A 17,668-nucleotide genomic window follows, 5' to 3' on the forward strand; every position below is an offset into this window, starting at 1 on the left:
ATGGCAGCACACCTTGAAGAACAGCAGGAATTGGATAATTTCAAACATTTCTGGAAAGGCTGGGGCCGCTGGATTTTTGCTTTGTTGGTTGCCAGCAGTTTGGGCTATCTGGGGTGGGTGCTGTATCAAAACCATCAGGCAGGAAAAAACGAGGAAGCGGCGGAAATCCTATCCCAAATGGTGGTGAAAGCCGAAAGCAGTAAAGATCCTAAAGTGTTGAATGCTGATTTGCTGAATCTGCAACAACACTATCCGTCAACCATTGCTACGGCCCAAGCCACTTTTATGGCTGCAGCATCCGAATTTGATAAAGGCAATTATGATGCTGCGGCCAAACATTTGAGTTGGGTTTTGAAAAATCAGAAAGCGCCTTTCGTACAGGCATTGGCAGTGCAGCGACTGGCCATTGTGCAATTGCAGCAGAAAAAGTTCGATGAGGCTCTAGCCACTTTAAACACCCCAGTCGACGAGGCTTTCCAACCTGTGTTGCTGGAAACTAAAGGCGATGTGTTGGCGGCACAGGGCAAGAATAAGGAAGCGCTCGCTTCTTATGAAGAAGCGCTTGGTAAATTACCGAAAGAAGCGGCTTCCAACGAATTGCTCCAGTTGAAAATCGACCAGTTGAAATAGGTTTCTTTGCTTTTCTGAATAATGCCTGTCTGAAAAACAACCGCTTTCAGGGCTCCTTAATCTAATATGAAATAACGGCTGCAAAAACATGAAATCCACCATAGCATTAGTCGGCCGGCCCAACGTCGGCAAATCCACTTTGTTCAATCGTTTGACGCGCACCAAAGATGCGTTAGTTGCCGATTTGCCGGGTCTTACCCGAGACCGCCATTACGGCCACGGTAAAGTGGGCAGCAAGCCTTATCTGGTTATCGATACCGGCGGTTTCGAACCGGTGGTTGACAGCGGCATTCTGCATGAAATGGCCAGGCATACCTTGCAGGCGATAGATGAAGCGGATGCGGTGATTTTTTTGGTGGACGGCCGTACCGGCTTGACTCCGCAAGACAAAATCATCGCCGACCGATTGCGACAAAGCCCAAGGCCTGTTTTTTTAGCGGTAAACAAAGGTGAAGGCGCCAACCGAAATGTATTGGCTGCGGAATTTTACGAATTGGCTTTAGGCGAGCCTTATGTGGTTTCAGGCGCGCATGGCGACGGTGTGTATGATTTGGTTGAAGACGTGTTGGCGCAATTCCCCGAAGCAGAAGAAGCATCGGAAACTGCCAAGCATCCTGTTTTTTCCGTTATCGGCAGGCCGAATGTGGGCAAATCTACTTTGGTAAATGCCATTCTGGGCGAAGAACGTGTGATTGCCTTTGATATGGCAGGAACCACGCGGGATAGTATACATATTGATTTCGAACGTGAAGGCAAACCGTTTACCATCATTGATACTGCCGGCGTAAGGCGGCGCGGCAAAGTGGAAGAGGCTGTGGAAAAATTTTCCGTTATCAAAGCCATGCAAGCAGTGGAGGCCTCCAATGTTGCCGTGTTGGTGCTGGATGCGCAGCAGGATATCGCCGATCAGGATGCGACGATTGCCGGCTTTGCTTTAGAGGCAGGCAGGGCATTGGTTGTTGCTGTGAATAAATGGGACGATATTGACGAGGAGCGCAAAGCACAGGTCAAACGGGATATCGCCCGTAAGCTGTATTTTCTGGATTTCGCGCAATTCCATTATATTTCAGCCTTGAAAGAGCGGGGCATAGACGGTTTGTTTGCTAGTATTCAAGCTGCTTATGATGCCGCCATGGTTAAAATGCCGACGCCGAAAATTACCCGTGTATTGCAAAGCGCGGTCGAACGCCAAGCTCCGCCGCGAGCCGGTTTGGTTCGACCGAAGATGCGTTATGCCCACCAAGGCGGGGTAAACCCGCCGGTAATTGTGATACACGGCAATGCGTTGCAGCACATACCAGAGGCTTATACGCGTTATTTGACTCAAACCTTCAGAAAGGCATTTCATTTGCGGGGAACGCCGTTACGCATCCAATATAATGTGTCGGATAATCCTTATGAAAATGCTGACGAAAAGCCGAAAAACAAATCATTGCGTCGCGTGCAATTAAGCAATCGGATTGAGAAACGGGAAGGGCGGAAAGAAGAAAAATCCCGTTTGAAGAAAAAACGCCCGGTGAGTATTAAGAAACTGAAAAGTGGTCATTAAAGTTTTAATATAAGATTAATCGTTTGTTTGGAAAGAAAATTTATTCGGTGGTTTGATTTTCAAAATAAATCACTACCGATGCAACGTTTGCACATTCTTACCGAAATAAGGTTGGTAAAAGTGGGCATTCGGGGCTACAATCCGAGCGTAGTTTCAATTATTACAATCAAAAATCATAAAAATGGAGTATTAAATATGACAGCTAAAGGACAAATGTTACAAGATCCTTTCTTGAATGCACTGCGTAAAGAACATGTGCCGGTATCCATTTACTTGGTAAACGGTATTAAATTACAAGGTCAGGTTGAATCATTTGATCAATATGTTGTGTTGTTGAGAAACACCTCTGTTACTCAGATGGTGTATAAGCATGCAATTTCTACTATTGTTCCTGCCCGTGCCGTTAGCCTGCAGCATGAATATAAGCAGCAAGCTGCACAGCCTCAAGCTGGTGCTTCAACGGATTCCTCTTCTGCCGAGTAAATTGGGAAGCCGATAAAAAATCGTGTTTAAAAAACACGATTTTTTATCGGATAATGGTAAGAAAAGCCTGTCTGAAAACTTTCAGACAGGCTTTTAAGCGTAGTGCGGCTAATAATCAATTTAAGATTTCCAAATCGACGCCCTGATTTCGACCGCGACGGCTGCGCAACTGAATATCTAAGCGCAAGTCGTTGGCGGAGTCGGCATTCTTAATAGCTTCTTGAAAGCTGATGGAACCTTGCTCATATAGATTGTATAAGGCTTGGTCGAAAGTTTGCATGCCGATATCAGTAGATTTTTTCATAATTTCTTTGATGCCGTGAATTTCTCCGCGGTGGATTAAGTCGGTAATCAAAGGTGAATTAAGCAATATTTCTACTGCGGCAATGCGGCCTTTGCCATGTTCAAGCGGAATCAGGCGTTGGGAAATGAAGGCTTGTAAGTTTAATGACAGGTCGGTCAGTAATTGATTGTGGCGCTCTTCCGGGAAGAAATTGATAATGCGGTCGAGTGCTTGGTTGGAGCTGTTGGCATGCAGAGTAGCCATGCACAAATGACCGGTTTCGGCAAAGGCCATGGCATATTCCATGGTTTCTCTGTCGCGTATCTCGCCAATCAAAATCACATCGGGGGCTTGGCGCAAAGTGTTTTTGAGCGCGGCAAACCAGTTTTCGGTATCTACGCCAACTTCGCGCTGGGTTATGATGCAGTTTTTATGCGGATGCACAAATTCAATGGGGTCTTCGATTGTAATAATATGGTCGTTACCATGCTGATTGCGGTAATCAATCATGGCAGCCAGCGAAGTGGATTTTCCGGAACCGGTTCCGCCAACAAAGATAACCAATCCGCGTTTGCGCATCACGACTTTTTGCAATACGGGCGGTAAGTTCAGCTGTTCGAAAGAAGGGATTTCGCTGCTAATCATACGGAACACCAAGGCGGTAGCTCCGCGCTGTACCATGGCATTAACACGGAAGCGGGCTGCTCCCGGTAATTGGATGGCGAAATTACATTCGTTGGTGTTGGTGAATTCTTCGAGTTGCTTTGCGTTCATTATCGACGCGGCGATTTCTATACAACGCTCGGCAGTTAGAGGTGTGTCGTTTAGACGAGTGATTTTCCCGTCCAGTTTGACGGCAGGAGGGAAGCCGGTGGTAATGAATAAATCGGATGCTTTATACTGAACCATATGGCGCAGCCATTGAAACAGTTCGTCTTTCGTGTCGATAGATTCGTGTAATGTGTTATCCATAAACTTGTGCCTTTGGGATTTTGCTTTGACCGGTTGAAAATGATATAGCGTTGATAATTATTAAAAAATATTATCTTGCCTGTCATTTTTTGAAATGGATGTGGCGGCAGGAGCCAATTTGTGTAATTATAGCAGACCGCATGTAACGTCGGATTTAAGTTCTACTGTTTTTAAAGGTTTTACATCAAATGACCGTAATGGGTATTCAAAAAAATGTCAGTGTTCGGCGCCGCGATTTCGGCTGTGCCTGTTTGGAAACATTTTCTTTTGATTTGACTTGTGTTGGCCGAATAAGTTCGGATTCGATTGCGACAAAGAGGGAGTTGTATTTGTTGGGTAAAAGACACGGGGGATCAGGATGGTCGGCATGAAAGCGAACACAATAGCAATTATCGGAGCGATGGAGCAAGAAATCGAGCTTTTAAAAAACTTGATGCACCATCCTAAAGAAGAAAAAATCGGCCATTTCACTTTTTTTTGCGGCAGGCTTTTCAATAAAGAGGTTATCCTTTCGCTTAGCGGTATTGGTAAAGTCAATGCGGCAATTGCAACAACTTTGGCTATTGATCGTTTCAAACCGGATTGCGTGATTAATACTGGCAGTGCAGGCGGTTTGGGAGAAGCGTTGCAAGTTGGTGATGTTGTAGTGGGAACTTTGATTGCGCACCATGATGTGGATGCGACGGCATTCGGATATAAAATCGGCCAAGTGCCTAAATTACGGCCGGCGTTTGAGAGCCATGCTGATTTGGTTAAGGCGGCGGGTAAGGCGGCGAGAGCCTTTACTGGTGCCCGTATTCATAAGGGTTTGATTGTTAGTGGCGATCAGTTTGTCCATACGCCCGAGCAGGTGGCACAGATTCGCAAGAATTTTTTCGGCGTGCAGGTAGTAGAGATGGAAGCGGCGGCGATTGCACAAACGTGTGAGCAATTTGATGTGCCTTTTGTGATTGTCAGAGCCGTATCCGATTTGGCTGATGAAAAAGCCAGCATGAGTTTTGAAGAGTTTCTGGAAACGGCAGCGGTGAATTCTGCAAAAATGGTTAATTCGATTATTGTGAGTTTATAGCATTTCAATACGCTAAAATCAGTTTTCAGACAGGCATTGTAAAAAATATATGAACCGTTGCATGGCAGCGGTTTTGTTACGTGAGACGGTTATGATTCGACCTTGGTTAAAGCCGGCCTGGATAGGAGTGTGGTTTGCTGCGGTTTATTTTTTCGGTAATGGCATTGTGTTTTATCTTAGTGACAATCGTTTGGCCGCACCGTTCAGTTATATTACGGCGTGGCCGTTTTCGATGGTTTCTTCCGCTTATATCGACAGTTACGGGCGTTTTTTGCTCATGAATGCAGTATGTTGGTATGGGGTAGGGCATTGTTTGTACAATTTTTGCCGGATTTTTCATCAAGGCGTGCCCAGTGTGGCTGTGAGGTTTATGTTTGGCTATACGGTTATATTGGCTATGGTATTCGGTTGGTGGTGATTTTTCAGACAGGCATGGTGCTTGTCTGAATGTTTAATATGGCTTTGATAATAAAAAAGCTGATGAATTGTTCATCAGCTTTTTTATATGGATTGGCGGAGTGGACGGGGCTCGAACCCGCGACCCCCGGCGTGACAGGCCGGTATTCTGACCAACTGAACTACCACTCCGCGCAAGAAACTTGGTGGGTGATGACGGAGTCGAACCGCCGACATTCTGCTTGTAAGGCAGACGCTCTACCAACTGAGCTAATCACCCTAGTGATAAATAATTAAAAAGCGCTGTGAAAACGCTTTTTAATTTTAATGGATTGGCGGAGTGGACGGGGCTCGAACCCGCGACCCCCGGCGTGACAGGCCGGTATTCTGACCAACTGAACTACCACTCCGCGCAAGAAACTTGGTGGGTGATGACGGAGTCGAACCGCCGACATTCTGCTTGTAAGGCAGACGCTCTACCAACTGAGCTAATCACCCGTGCGTTACTGCGAAAACGTGATTAAATCAAATTCCGACAATCTGCGCAAGCGCTTTGTGGTCGAAATTATTCACTTCCTTGTAACGACCAGTTTTCAAAAGAAATTATTTTGTCTTTTTTCCCAAGGATAATCAGGATGTCGTTCGGCTCTAAAACGAAATCCGGCGAATAATCGCGTATTTGACTGGTTTTTCGGCGTACGGCAGCCAGTTTGACGCCTGTTGAGGCCAAGGGTAAGGCGCCGATGTTTTTGCCGACTGCATAGGCTTCAGGCGGTAATGCGAAGGCATAGCGGTTGATGCCGTTGCTTTCGTGGAAGAAGTCTTCGTCTCCGTCGCTGCCGCTGATTAAACCTTCCAGAAGTTGATAGCGGCTGCGGCGTACGTTACTGATGATTTGATAAACGCGTTGGTAAGAAAGCCCGCTGTTGACCATGGCAAACGAGGCGAGTGCGAGGCTGGCTTCTTTGGTGTCGGAGATGACTTCTTCCGCGCCCAAATCGGTGAATTTGGAAATGTAATCGTCTTCGGAGGCGCGTATGTAGACGGGCATGCTCGGGTGCAGATGCATGATGCTGTCGAGAATGTGTTCGCTTTCATGCATGTCGTGCAGGGTGATAATCACGGCTTGGGCGCGATTTAAACCGCCTGCTTCGAGGATTTCTTTGCGTTTGGCATCGCCAAATGCAACGGGTTCGCCCATGCCACGAGCCACTTTTACCCGCTCGACGTCTAAGTCTAAGGCGTAGTAAGGGATGTTTTCTTCGGCAAGGATGCGGCCGATATTTTGACCGCCGCGACCAAAGCCGATAATCAGGATGTGTTCGGATTTGCTCATGGTGTCAATCAGCATGTTTTGCAAATCGACTGCCTGCATGTCCCAACTCGGTTTGATAAGTTTTTTGATGACTTTGTCGCTGCCGTTGAGAATAAAGGGCGCGATAACCATAGAAATGAGAACGGCGGCCGTGGCGGCTTGCTCGAGATTGGTCGAAACTAGGCTTAGCTTGCTGCTGACGGCCAGAATCACGAAGCCGAATTCGCCGCCTTGGGCAAGGTAGAGGGCGGCTTTGAGGCTGTCGGCGGCGGTGTGCTTCATGCGCCATGCAATGATGAAGATGATAAGCGCTTTGAGCGGTATCAGAATGGCCAAGAGTATGAGAATAAGCTGGCTGTTGTCGACCAAGGCTTGCAGGTCGAGTTTCATACCAACGGTAATGAAGAAGAAGCCGAGCAGGATGTCGCGGAATGGGCGGATATCGTCTTCCACTTGGAAGCGGTATTCGGTTTCGGAAAGCAGCATGCCGGCAACGAAAGCACCTAAAGCCAGCGAGAGGCCTACCAGCTCGGTAAGGAAGGCGACGCCCAAGGTAACCAGCAAGACGTTAATCATAAAGAGTTCGGAAGATTTACCTTGTGCGACCAAACGGAACCAAGGCGTCATCAGGCGGCTGCCGATGAAGAACAGAAGGCCTAAGGTAACCACCATTTTGAGCGCTGCCAAGCTGAGCGCCAGCCAGAGATTGCTGTTGCCGTCGCCGGCCAATGCAGGCAGAAGAATCATCAAAGGAACGACGGCGATATCTTGCATCAGCAAAACGCCCATGGCCATTTGACCGTGCGGTTGGCCCAATTCGGTTTTTTCGGCAAGGATGCGGCTGACGATGGCTGTAGACGACATCACCAATGCGCCGGCAACGGCCAGCGAGGCGGTAAAGCTGTTACCTTCGGTGGCGAACAGAATGATGCCGAGTACCGATGTGATGGTCAGGCCGATTTGCAAGCCGCCCAAACCAAATACGAGGCGGCGCATGGCTTTGAGTTTGGCCAGCGAGAATTCGAGCCCGATGCTGAACATCAGGAAAACGATGCCGATTTCGCCCAGATAATCGGTGGCACTGCCTTGCGGTATCAGATGGAGCACGCCGGGGCCTGCAATAAAGCCGACCAGTAGATAACCGAGCATAGAAGGGATGTTGAAACGGCGGCAGACGATAACCGAGATAACGGCGGCCAGCAAGATGATAACGGCAGGGGCAAGCGAAATATGCACAATAGTTTTCCGATGGGTTTGCGAATATGAGGTAATTTTTCGTGAATAGCGTAATGCCTGCCTGAAACGTTTTTTCAGACAGGCATTGATTATAAGGCAAGCAGGCTTGGGTCGCAAAAATTGGTATGCTTGTTAGGCAATTCGACGATAAGCGGTTGTTTCAGACAGGCATTCAGCTTAAATTGAATAGAAGAAAGCGATATTCTGATCCATATCGGCAGCGGGCACATTTTGAGCTTTGCCGACGGATTTGGCCGGTACGCCCACCACGGTGGTGTGCGGTTCGACATGGTTTACCACGACGCTGCCTGCACCGATTTTGGCGCATTCTCCGATGGAGATGTTGCCCAATATGGAGGCATTGGCGCCTATCATCACGCCGCTGCCGATTTTCGGGTGGCGGTCGCCGCTTTCTTTGCCGGAGCCGCCGAGTGTTACGCCGTGCAGGATGGAAATATCGTCGCCCAACACAGCGGTTTCGCCAACCACGACGCCGGTGCCGTGGTCTATCATAATGCCTTGTCCGAAACGGGCGGCAGGATGGATGTCGACGCCGAATACTTCAGACGAGCGGTTTTGCAGAAAATAAGCCAGCGTTTTGCGGTCGTTTTCCCACAGCCAATGGTTGATGCGGTGGGCTTGAATGGCGTGGAAGCCTTTGAAATAGAGTAGCGGCAGGCAGTATTGGTCGCAGGCCGGATCGCGGTCGTAATAAGCGGCGATGTCGGCCTGCATGGCTTGAGAAATCGACGGATCGCTTTCCAGGGCGCGAACGTAAATTTCAAACAGGGCGCGCGAATCCATCGTGGTGCTGGAAAGTTTGCTGGAAAGATGAAACGCCAAAACGCGGTCGAGACTGCTGTGGCGAAGTACGGTCAGGTGGAGGAAACTGGCCAGCATCGGCTCCGCCGCTGCCGCAACAGCGGTTTCGTTACGAATGGTTTGCCAGAGGTCGAAAGGTTTGTTTTCCATTTTCAGACAGGCCTTTTCATTGGTGTGGGTAGGTCGATTGTAACGGAATGAGTTTTTTTGACAAGTTTTGTGATGTTTCGTTTCAAATAGGGCATCAAGTCAAAATGGTGAAAGTGAGATAAATATTTGAGTTGATGATATGGTGTGGCGTGATGAGGTTTGAAAGTATCGTTGGCCATTTATTGATGCAGTCTGTAATGCCTGTCTGAAACAAAGCTGATACAATTCTGCTCTTGATTTTAATCATTGGAATCCTTCATGGCTGCCACTTTACAACTAGCCAAAGCGCTGATTGCCGAACCTTCGGTTACGCCTGATGATAAAAATTGCCAGGCCATTTTGATTGAGCGTTTGCAGGCGATGGGATTTACTGTCGAACCGCTACATTTTAATGATACGAAAAATTTCTGGGCGCGTCGCGGCAATACGGCGCCAGTCGTGTGTTTTGCCGGGCATACCGATGTGGTACCGCCGGGCCCGCCGGAAAAATGGACTTCGCCGCCGTTTGAGCCGACCGAGCGTGAAGGGCGTTTATACGGTCGCGGAGCCGCCGACATGAAAACCAGCATTGCCGCTTTTGTTACGGCGAGTGAACGATTTGTGGCCGCGCACCCAGAGCATACGGGCAGCATCGCTTTGTTGATTACTTCCGATGAAGAGGGCGACGCGCATGACGGTACGGTAAAAGTGGTTGAAGTATTGGCCGGGCGTAACGAACGCATCGATTATTGCATTGTCGGAGAACCGACCGCCACGGCAACCTTGGGCGATACGCTGAAAAACGGCCGACGCGGTTCGCTTTCGGGTAAGTTGACGGTCAAAGGCAAACAAGGGCATATAGCTTATCCACATCTCGCGCTGAATCCGGTGCATGCCGTGGCGCCTGCGCTAGCGGAGCTGACCGCACACAAATGGGACGACGGCAACGAATATTTTCCACCCACCGGTTTTCAGATTTCCAATATCCACGGCGGCACAGGTGCAACCAATGTGATTCCGGGATCGTTGGAAATCCGGTTTAATTTCCGTTTTTCCACCGAATCGACCGAAGAAAGCCTGAAACGCGGCGTGCACGCGATTCTGGATAAACACGGGGTTGATTACGAGTTGGAGTGGGCGTGTTCCGGCCAGCCTTTTTTGACCGCTGCCGGCAGATTAACGGAAGTTGCACAGCGCGCAGTTTCGGAAGTTTGCGGTGTGCACGCCGAGCTCTCTACCAGCGGCGGCACCTCCGACGGCCGCTTTATCAAAGCGATTGCCGACGAATTAATCGAACTGGGGCCCTTAAACGAAAGCATCCACCAGATTGATGAAAACGTGCTGTTGGCCGATATTCCCAAGTTATCCGGCATATACGAGCATATTCTGACCGGATTGCTTCTACAACAATAACTTGATTAAAAAATGCCTGTCTGAAAAGGCCGATTGATGATTGCCGAACGCACAAACCGCATTTTGCGCCTGCAGCAGGGCCGGCTTACGGAAACGGAAGACCATATTGCCGAAGAAGCAATGGTGGCGCTGGTATACAACGGCATTTCCCATGTTGTATTGATGGCAACACCGCAGGATTTGCCCGAGCTGGCTTTGGGCTTCAGCTTAAGCGAAGGCATTTTGCAAACACCTGCCCAGCTTTACGGTATTGAGATACAAGAAAGCTGTAACGGCTTCTCCGTGCACATGGAAATCGCCGCGGCACGTTTTACCGCCTTGAAAACGCGCCGCCGCAATATGAGCGGCCGCACGGGGTGCGGCTTATGCGGCATCGACAGTTTGGCGGCGGCGATGCCGGACATTCGGGTCGTCGGCCGTGGCTCTGTCATTGAGGCATCGCATATCGAGCAAGCTCTCGGCCAGCTTGATGACCGACAGCCTTTGCGCGGGTTGACCGGTGCCACGCACAGCGCGGCTTGGGTGGAAAACGGTCGGATTGTGTGCCTGTTTGAAGATGTTGGGCGGCATAATGCGTTAGACAAGCTCATCGGCCATTTGATGAAAAGTCAATATGACCTGAGCGAAGGTTTTGTTATCGTATCCAGCCGCGCCAGCTATGAAATGGTGGCGAAAACCGCCGCTTGCGGCATCGGTTGTTTGGTTGCCGTTTCCGCACCGACCGCCTTGGCGATAGATTTGGCCGAAAAAGCCAATTTAACCTTGATAGGCTTCGCCCGACCAGACAGGCAAACGGTTTACACCCATGAGCATTACATCCGAACACAAATAAACCAAGACTAAAAACATAAAGCACATCCCAATGGAAACGAACCCGACTACCCATAAAATCGAACGCAATTTTTTTCATATTCCCTTTTTTTTGCCACCTGAAGCCAATGTATTTCAAGAGCGTAGCGTGCGCTTTCAGGAGCTTGCCGCAGAAGATAATAGTGAATGGCGGCATTATCTTTCTTTGCTGGCTGTTTTAACGGCGGCGCAGCAAAAGATATTGGATGTTGGCGGCATTAGGATGCCAAGCCGGCCGTATGCGAATACTTTGCTGCCCGAAGCTTCGGAAGGCGAGGTGCCGCCGGATTTTTATACCGTGCTGCACAAAATTTTGCAGGAAGTGGCGGGTCAAATAAGTGCTGAAGTTGAATCGGCTTTGCAAGGCTTGGCCGCGCTGCCGCAACAACAGGCGGAAGCCTTGGCAGCTCGAGTGTTGAAAGATGAAGCACAGGATGATGATGCGCCTTATAAAATATGGATACACGCCGCTTTGCAGGTTATCTGGACGGCTTGGGCGCAGGGGTTGACTGAAGACGATGTACCGCCGCGGGAAGAGCGCAGCATTTGCCCGTGTTGCGGCACTGATGCGGTTGCCAGCGTCGTTTTGCAAAAAAGCGATTTGCACAATCTGCGTTATTTGCATTGCCCGATGTGCAACAGCCGTTGGCATGCCTTGCGCGCCAAATGTACTTTCTGCGGCGATCAATCGGGCATCAGCTTGCAAGAAATTGAGGCACAAAGCGGTGTATTGAATGGTGCGCGAGCCGAAAGTTGCGATAAGTGCCATGCCTATCGCAAAATGGTTATGCTAACCAAGCAACAATACGCCGACCCGATTGCCGATGATTTGGCTTCGCTGACCTTGGATATTCTGGTGGGCGAAAACGGTTACCGGCGCGGCGGCGGCAATCCTTTTTTATAAGAAGAAAAGGGTCATTGCTTTGCCATTGCGCAGTGAAGCAAAAAGCCTGTCTGAATGTTCAGACAGGCTTTTTAAGGTTTAGATGGGGCTTGTATATTAGATACGTGATTTAGCGTAGGCTTGTATTTCAAAATGCCCAGCTTCAAGCCCGTCATTTTTATACTTGCGCCTGAATCTGTTGCAGAAAACGGCGCGTGCGTTCATGTTGCGGGCGATGGAATAAATCTGAAGGTGCACCTTGCTCTACAATAACGCCGCCGTCCATTACCACCACCAAATCGGCCACTTCCATCGCAAATTTGATTTCATGAGTAACTACAACCATTGTCCAGCCTTCGTTTGCCAAGGTTTTTATGGTATTCAATACTTCCTGAACCAGCTCGGGATCCAGCGCAGAGGTTGGTTCGTCAAACAACATCAGGTCGGGTCGGATGGCAAGGGCGCGGGCGATGCCGACGCGCTGTTGCTGGCCACCGGAGAGTTGGAAAGGGTAGAGATCGGTTTTATCGCCCAAACCGACTTTTTCCAATAATTGCACTGCTTCCGTACGCGCTTCGGATAGCGGTTTGCCTTGTACGGCGACCGGCCCTTCCATCACGTTTTCCAAGGCAGTTTTATGTGGAAACAGATTGTATTGCTGAAATACCATGCCCGATTTGCGACGCAAAGCTAAAATGGTTTTCTTATCGGGTTTACTGGAAAAATCGACGCTCAATGGCGTGTTACCGTCGAATTTTATCGTACCCGCTTCCGGCATTTCCAAAGCGTTAAGACAGCGCAGGAAGGTGGTTTTCCCTGAACCGGAAGGCCCTAGAATGACTACTACGCGGCCCTTTTCGATGTTTAAATCGATGCCGTGCAGAATGGGGTTGTTGCCGAAGGTTTTACGGATGTTTCTGATTTCTATCATTCCGCCTCCTTATTTCGCCACGTATCGGTCAAGTCGTTTTTCCATTTTGCTTTGCATGTAAGTTAAAACGGTGCAAACTACCCAGTAAATCAAACCGGCTTCAGTGTAAATCAGGATAAATTCATAATTGCGCGCCACAATAATCTGCGAGACTTTCATCAATTCAGAAATTAACACCAAAGATGCCAGCGAAGTTTCTTTAACCAAACCTACGAAGGTGTTGGATAAAGGCGGCACGGCTACGCGCAGCGCTTGCGGCAAAATAACGCGGCGAAACGTTTGCATGTAGGTCATGCCGATGGTAAAGCCGGCTTCCCATTGGCCTTTCGGAATCGAAAGAATGGCCGAGCGCACGGTTTCTGAGGCATAAGCGCCGATGTTTAAAGAAAAGGCGATGATTGCGGTAGGCACAGGATCAAGCTTCATGCCGATTTCCGGCAAGCCGTAGAAAATGATGAATAATTGCAGCATCAACGGCGTGCCGCGGATAACCGATACATAAAAGCGGACGATGCCGTAAACCAGCTTGTGGAATACGCCTTCACGCGGTATCACTCTGATTAAGGCCACGGCTAAGGCAATCAGCAGGCCGATGATAAATGAAGCGATGGAAAGCGGAATGGTATATACCAAAGCCGCTTTCAATAAAGGCCAAAACGCGTCAATGACGATTTGGGCCTTAGCTTCGTTCATAAACGGCAGAGCCGCCAGAAGATTATTGAACACTGATGTCTTCACCGAAAAATTGTTCGCTTAGCTTTTTCAAGGTGCCGTCTTTTTTCAATTCGGTCATCGCTTCGTTCACTTTGGCTACCGCTGCATCTTCGCCTTTGCGGAAAATCAAGCCGGAACCCAACAGTTCGCTTTTATCCGCCACCAGTTTGATTTCCAAACCGCTGTCGCTGTGTTTTTTCAGATAATCGAGAATGGCGAGATTGTCGTTTAGAGTTAAGTCGACGCGTTTTTGCTTAACCAATTCGATGGCTTGTGCCATGCCGTCTACGCCGGTGATTTTTGCACCGTATTTTTCGGCCATTTCACGGTAATTGCTGGTAAGCGACTGAGCAGCATCCAGGCCTTTCAGGTCGGCCCATGATTTGAGGCGGTTGTCGTCTTTGCGTGCCAGGGCAGCGGGGCCGCTCCAGCTGTAAGGTTCCGATTTGTCGTATTTGGCTTGGCGCTCGGGTGTGGTCAGGCTGACTTGGTTGGCCACGATGTCGAAGCGTTTGGCATCCAATCCGGCCAGCATCGCATCCCACTGGGTTTCTTTGAAATCGACTTTTACGCCCAGTTTTTCGGCTACGGCGCGGGTTACTTCCACATCGTAGCCGGTTAATTTGCCGCTTTCGTCATGGTAGGTAAACGGCGCGTAAGTACCTTCGGTGCCGATGGTAATGGTGCCTTTTTGATTGATGCGGTCGATTAATGAGGCATCTTGGCTGACGGCAGCCGTGCCCGATGCGGCGAGGGTGTCGGTGCTATTTTTGCCGCAGGCGGCTAAGGCTAAGGCCGCAGTGGCGGCCAATGCAAATTTTTTCAACATGATGGTTCTCCGGTTAAGTAAGACGCGGTGGTGTGTAAAAGTTTATTTTACCTGAAGCGCTACGCTATAAAAAGGGCTTGCATTCTAATGCCTGACTGAAACGTGTTTTTGTTTTTCAGACAGGCATTAACTTATTTTAAACAAACGGCAGGTGTTTTAGTAAGAATATTCGACCCGCCAACCGACTTCGCCGCCCGCTCGCATGGGCACAAGTTCGGCGTCGCCAAACGGCACGCTGGCGGGAACGGGGCTGCGTTCTTTGATTAATGTGATGGTGCGCGGATTTTCGGGCAGGCCGTAAAAGCGGGCGCCGTTGCGGGAAGAGAAGGCTTCCAGTTTGTCGAGCGCACCGGCCTTGTCGAATACTTCGGCATAAAATTCGATGGCGTTGATGGCGCTGAACATGCCTGCGCAGCCGCAGGCGTTTTCTTTGGCGTGCTGGGGATGGGGCGCGGAATCGGTGCCGAGGAAAAATTTATGCGCGTACGGGCCGGTAATGGCGGCAACCAGTGCGGCGCGGTGGGTTTCGCGTTTCAAAACGGGCAGGCAGTAATGATGGGGGCGGACGCCGCCGACCAGCAGGTCGTTGCGGTTGAGCAGTAAATGTTGCGGGGTAACGGTTGCGGCAACGCGGTCGTCTGCTTGGCAGACCAGTTCGGCGGCATCGGCGGTGGTAATGTGTTCGAAGACCACTTTCAAACCGGGCACTTTCTCTAATACCGGTTTCATCACGCGTTCGATAAACACGGCTTCTCGGTCGAAAATGTCGATTTTAGGGTCGGTTACTTCGCCGTGAACCAAAAACAGAACGCCTTCTTCCGCCATGGTTTCGAGCACCGGCAAGAGTTTGAACAAATCGGTTACGCCGGAATCAGAGTTGGTGGTGGCGCCGGCCGGATAGAGTTTGAATGCGACAATGCCGGCGGCTTTGGCTTCTCGAACGGTTTCGGGCGTGGTGTTGTCGGTTAAATACAGCGACATCAGCGGCTGGAACGGCAAGCCGTCGGGAATGGCGTCTATAATCTGTTGTTTATAAACCAATGCTTGTGATACGCCGGTAATTGGCGGTTTGAGGTTGGGCATAATCAGCGCGCGCCCCATCTGCCGCGCGGTATAAGGCACAACGGATTGAAGCGCGGCGCCGTCGCGTACATGCAGATGGAAATCGTCGGGCTGGATAATGGTAAGGGTTTGCATGGGATTCCTTTTCGGATTGGGTTCGATTTCGGCTTTTCAGACAGGCATTGATGCCTGTCTGAACAATTATTTGTGTTTTACGACGAGTTTGAATATGCCGTTTTCCAATGTTTCTGAAGCAAGAAGCGCATGGCCGGTTTGGCGGCAGAATGCGGCGAAATCGTCGGGCGCACCCGAATCGGTAGCCAGTACGGTCAGGAGATCGCCTGTTGCGAGCTCGGCCAGGGCTTTTTTGGCTTTTAAAATTGGCAAAGGGCATCTCAGGCCGGTGACGTCCAAGGTTTGTTCGGTCATGTTAAGTGTTCCTTTATCAGACAAGCTGATATTATAGCTTGTTTCGTTGTGTGGTTTAAGAATGCTACAATGCGTTTCCCTGTTTGTTCCTGCAAGGAAAACTATGTACCGTTTTGTTCTGTTGCTGGCATTAGCCGCGCCCGTTGCCGCTTTTGCCGTGCCCCGAAGTGAAAAAGACAGCCAAGTGAATACGCGCTATATTGAGCGCAACCCGCAAGATGCCGACGAGCGCTTTAAAGAGGCGGAAACGGAATTGCCGCCGTTGCCCGATAATAACGCTCAGTGGTTTGACTTGTATGTATCGCCCGATTTTACCCAGAAGCCGAAGATTGATCTGAATAGTATTGTGTTGGCGCCCGACGGCACTGTGCGTTATACCCTGAACGTTCAGTCTGCCAGCGGTTACGACAATCTGACGGCCGAAGGTTTGTATTGTGCCGAAGCAACCTTCAATACCAAGAAAAAGTCGTCTTATAAAATTTACGGTTATGGTGATACGGTTAACCATCGCTGGATTCAACCGCGTAACCCACAATGGCGCGACATCGGCGCCATTCTGAACAGCGCCGATCCGGTACGCGGCACGCTTTATCGCGCTTTCTGCGAAGACGGATTGCCCGGCAGCCGAGAGAAATTAATCGAGCGCTTGAAAGCGCGTTCGGGTACCCATTCCAAATTTCATTGGACCAAATAAACAGCCTTCTGCATAGCCTGCCATGGATTCCCATTTTCTGTTCCTGCTGATTATCGGCTTTCTGGCCGGCTTGATGGACGCAGCCGTTGGCGGCGGCGGGCTGTTGCAGATTCCGGCGTTGTTCAATACGCTGCCTGCTTCTGTGCCGGTGGTTTCAGTGCTGGGGATTAACAAATTTGCATCGTTTAGCGGCACGTTTACGGCATCGGTGCAGTTCGTACGCAAAATCGCCGTGCCGTGGAACATGCTGCTGCCTGCCGCCGCATTGGCGTTTTTATCTTCTTATGGCGGCGCCAAGTTGGTTGCCTATCTGCCTGTTCAATATATGAAACCCGCCATGTTGCTTATCATGGCGGTTATGTTTGTGTATACGTTTTTTAAAAAAGATCTCGGTCAAGTCAAGCGCACGACGGCGCTGACTCGGAAAGAAATGCTGGCGGGTTTGTTTTTCGGTGTGCTGATCGGCTTTTACGACGGCCTGTTCGGGCCGGGAACCGGCAGTCTGCTGGCTTTTGTGTTCGTACGTTTTTTTGCCTACGATTTTCTTACCGCTACCGCTTCAGCCAAAGTGATTAATCTTACGACCAACCTCGCGGCACTCACTTTTTTTGTACCGAACGGCCATATCGTTTGGGCATGGGCATTGCCTTTGGCAGTGGCAAACTTGAGCGGCGGTTTGCTTGGCACACGCTTGGCGATTCTCGGCGGCACCCGATTTTTGCGTTATGGTTTTATGGTGCTGTTGGTGGTTTTGATTGGAAAATTCGGTTGGGACTTATGGCATTCTTGATGTGCTGACCGTTGATAGGATTGGTGTTTCCCCACATGTTGAGTTTGACTATTGCTAAATGCCTGTCTGAAACTTTTCAGACAGGCATTTAGCAATAAAAAAGCCTTTGAATAAATCAAAGGCTTTTTTTAAATTTGGTGCCGGCGGCAAGCATAAATAACTATTTTCTTTTTTTGTCTATTTAAGTCTA

Annotated in this window: 18 protein-coding genes and 4 tRNA genes; 10 read left to right on the forward strand and 12 right to left on the reverse strand. The window is 49.6% G+C overall.

From position 1 onward, the window contains the following. The 3 genes from Q4A84_RS07665 (at position 1) to hfq (ending at position 2,662) form a co-directional block, all read left to right on the forward strand. Complete coding sequence (locus tag Q4A84_RS07665) at positions 1-630, forward strand: tetratricopeptide repeat protein (RefSeq protein WP_303088343.1); 630 nt, start codon at positions 1-3, stop codon at positions 628-630. A gap of 88 nt (positions 631-718) precedes the next feature. Then, complete coding sequence (der, locus tag Q4A84_RS07670) at positions 719-2,179, forward strand: ribosome biogenesis GTPase Der (protein ID WP_303088344.1); 1,461 nt, start codon at positions 719-721, stop codon at positions 2,177-2,179. A gap of 195 nt (positions 2,180-2,374) precedes the next feature. After that, the gene (gene hfq / locus Q4A84_RS07675) at positions 2,375-2,662 is read left to right on the forward strand and encodes an RNA chaperone Hfq (protein WP_303088363.1); all 288 of its coding nucleotides are present in this window, start codon (positions 2,375-2,377) and stop codon (positions 2,660-2,662) included. A 115-nt stretch (positions 2,663-2,777) separates the two neighbouring features. On the opposite strand, the gene Q4A84_RS07680 is transcribed toward hfq, so the two are convergent. Then, entirely contained in the window at positions 2,778-3,917 is a 1,140-nt protein-coding gene (locus Q4A84_RS07680) for a PilT/PilU family type 4a pilus ATPase (RefSeq protein WP_303088345.1), read from the reverse strand. Positions 3,918-4,284: 367 nt separating this feature from the next. On the opposite strand from Q4A84_RS07680, the gene Q4A84_RS07685 reads away from it, so the two are divergent. Continuing rightward, positions 4,285-4,986: a 5'-methylthioadenosine/adenosylhomocysteine nucleosidase gene (locus Q4A84_RS07685; protein ID WP_303088346.1), complete on the forward strand. Its 702-nt coding sequence runs from the start codon at positions 4,285-4,287 to the stop codon at positions 4,984-4,986. Positions 4,987-5,047: 61 nt separating this feature from the next. Next, complete coding sequence (locus tag Q4A84_RS07690) at positions 5,048-5,404, forward strand: hypothetical protein (protein WP_303088347.1); 357 nt, start codon at positions 5,048-5,050, stop codon at positions 5,402-5,404. Between the two features lie 93 nt (positions 5,405-5,497). On the opposite strand, the gene Q4A84_RS07695 is transcribed toward Q4A84_RS07690, so the two are convergent. The 6 genes from Q4A84_RS07695 to cysE form a co-directional block, all read right to left on the reverse strand. After that, a tRNA-Asp gene (locus tag Q4A84_RS07695) sits at positions 5,498-5,574 on the reverse strand. Between the two features lie 12 nt (positions 5,575-5,586). Beyond that, positions 5,587-5,662, reverse strand: a tRNA-Val gene (locus Q4A84_RS07700). 53 nt (positions 5,663-5,715) lie between these two features. Continuing rightward, positions 5,716-5,792, reverse strand: a tRNA-Asp gene (locus Q4A84_RS07705). A 12-nt stretch (positions 5,793-5,804) separates the two neighbouring features. Further along, positions 5,805-5,880: transfer RNA gene (locus tag Q4A84_RS07710), tRNA-Val, on the reverse strand. Positions 5,881-5,947: 67 nt separating this feature from the next. Continuing rightward, positions 5,948-7,936, reverse strand: coding sequence for a monovalent cation:proton antiporter family protein (locus Q4A84_RS07715; protein ID WP_303088364.1), 1,989 nt, complete (start codon positions 7,934-7,936; stop codon positions 5,948-5,950). A gap of 174 nt (positions 7,937-8,110) precedes the next feature. Then, positions 8,111-8,905 carry a serine O-acetyltransferase gene (cysE, locus tag Q4A84_RS07720; protein WP_303088348.1) on the reverse strand — a complete coding sequence of 265 codons (795 nt, stop codon included), beginning with the start codon at positions 8,903-8,905 and terminating at the stop codon, positions 8,111-8,113. A gap of 258 nt (positions 8,906-9,163) precedes the next feature. Here cysE and dapE point away from each other — a divergent pair, with 258 nt between their 5' ends. From dapE to Q4A84_RS07735, 3 genes are read left to right on the forward strand one after another with little or no spacing between them, the layout of a single operon-like run. Next, positions 9,164-10,297, forward strand: coding sequence for a succinyl-diaminopimelate desuccinylase (dapE, locus tag Q4A84_RS07725; protein WP_303088349.1), 1,134 nt, complete (start codon positions 9,164-9,166; stop codon positions 10,295-10,297). A gap of 36 nt (positions 10,298-10,333) precedes the next feature. After that, positions 10,334-11,140, forward strand: coding sequence for a formate dehydrogenase accessory sulfurtransferase FdhD (gene fdhD / locus Q4A84_RS07730; protein WP_303088350.1), 807 nt, complete (start codon positions 10,334-10,336; stop codon positions 11,138-11,140). Positions 11,141-11,159: 19 nt separating this feature from the next. Continuing rightward, entirely contained in the window at positions 11,160-12,050 is an 891-nt protein-coding gene (locus Q4A84_RS07735; protein WP_303088351.1) for a formate dehydrogenase accessory protein FdhE, read from the forward strand. Positions 12,051-12,207: 157 nt separating this feature from the next. Here the strand turns inward: Q4A84_RS07735 and Q4A84_RS07740 are convergent, their stop codons facing one another. The 5 genes from Q4A84_RS07740 to Q4A84_RS07760 form a co-directional block, all read right to left on the reverse strand. After that, positions 12,208-12,960 carry an amino acid ABC transporter ATP-binding protein gene (locus Q4A84_RS07740; RefSeq protein ID WP_303088352.1) on the reverse strand — a complete coding sequence of 251 codons (753 nt, stop codon included), beginning with the start codon at positions 12,958-12,960 and terminating at the stop codon, positions 12,208-12,210. 9 nt (positions 12,961-12,969) lie between these two features. Continuing rightward, the gene (locus tag Q4A84_RS07745; protein ID WP_303088353.1) at positions 12,970-13,686 is read right to left on the reverse strand and encodes an amino acid ABC transporter permease; all 717 of its coding nucleotides are present in this window, start codon (positions 13,684-13,686) and stop codon (positions 12,970-12,972) included. After that, positions 13,676-14,503, reverse strand: a complete 828-nt coding sequence (locus Q4A84_RS07750) for an amino acid ABC transporter substrate-binding protein (protein WP_303088354.1) — start codon at positions 14,501-14,503, stop codon at positions 13,676-13,678. Before Q4A84_RS07750 ends, Q4A84_RS07745 begins: the two co-directional genes overlap by 11 nt. 156 nt (positions 14,504-14,659) lie before the next feature. Then, on the reverse strand, positions 14,660-15,700 hold the full coding sequence (gene pyrC / locus Q4A84_RS07755) for a dihydroorotase (RefSeq protein ID WP_303088355.1): 1,041 nt from the start codon (positions 15,698-15,700) through the stop codon (positions 14,660-14,662). Between the two features lie 66 nt (positions 15,701-15,766). Next, complete coding sequence (locus Q4A84_RS07760; protein ID WP_303088356.1) at positions 15,767-15,994, reverse strand: sulfurtransferase TusA family protein; 228 nt, start codon at positions 15,992-15,994, stop codon at positions 15,767-15,769. A 103-nt stretch (positions 15,995-16,097) separates the two neighbouring features. Between Q4A84_RS07760 and Q4A84_RS07765 the strand changes: the two genes are divergently transcribed. Then, a complete protein-coding gene (locus tag Q4A84_RS07765; protein WP_303088357.1) occupies positions 16,098-16,688 on the forward strand; it encodes a CNP1-like family protein in 591 nt (196 codons plus the stop codon). Between the two features lie 22 nt (positions 16,689-16,710). Next, complete coding sequence (locus tag Q4A84_RS07770) at positions 16,711-17,478, forward strand: TSUP family transporter (protein ID WP_303088358.1); 768 nt, start codon at positions 16,711-16,713, stop codon at positions 17,476-17,478. Positions 17,479-17,668: the final 190 nt, after the last annotated feature.

It is taken from the genome of Neisseria sp., from assembly GCF_030527965.1.
In the GTDB taxonomy this organism is placed as follows: Bacteria; Pseudomonadota; Gammaproteobacteria; order Burkholderiales; family Neisseriaceae; genus Neisseria.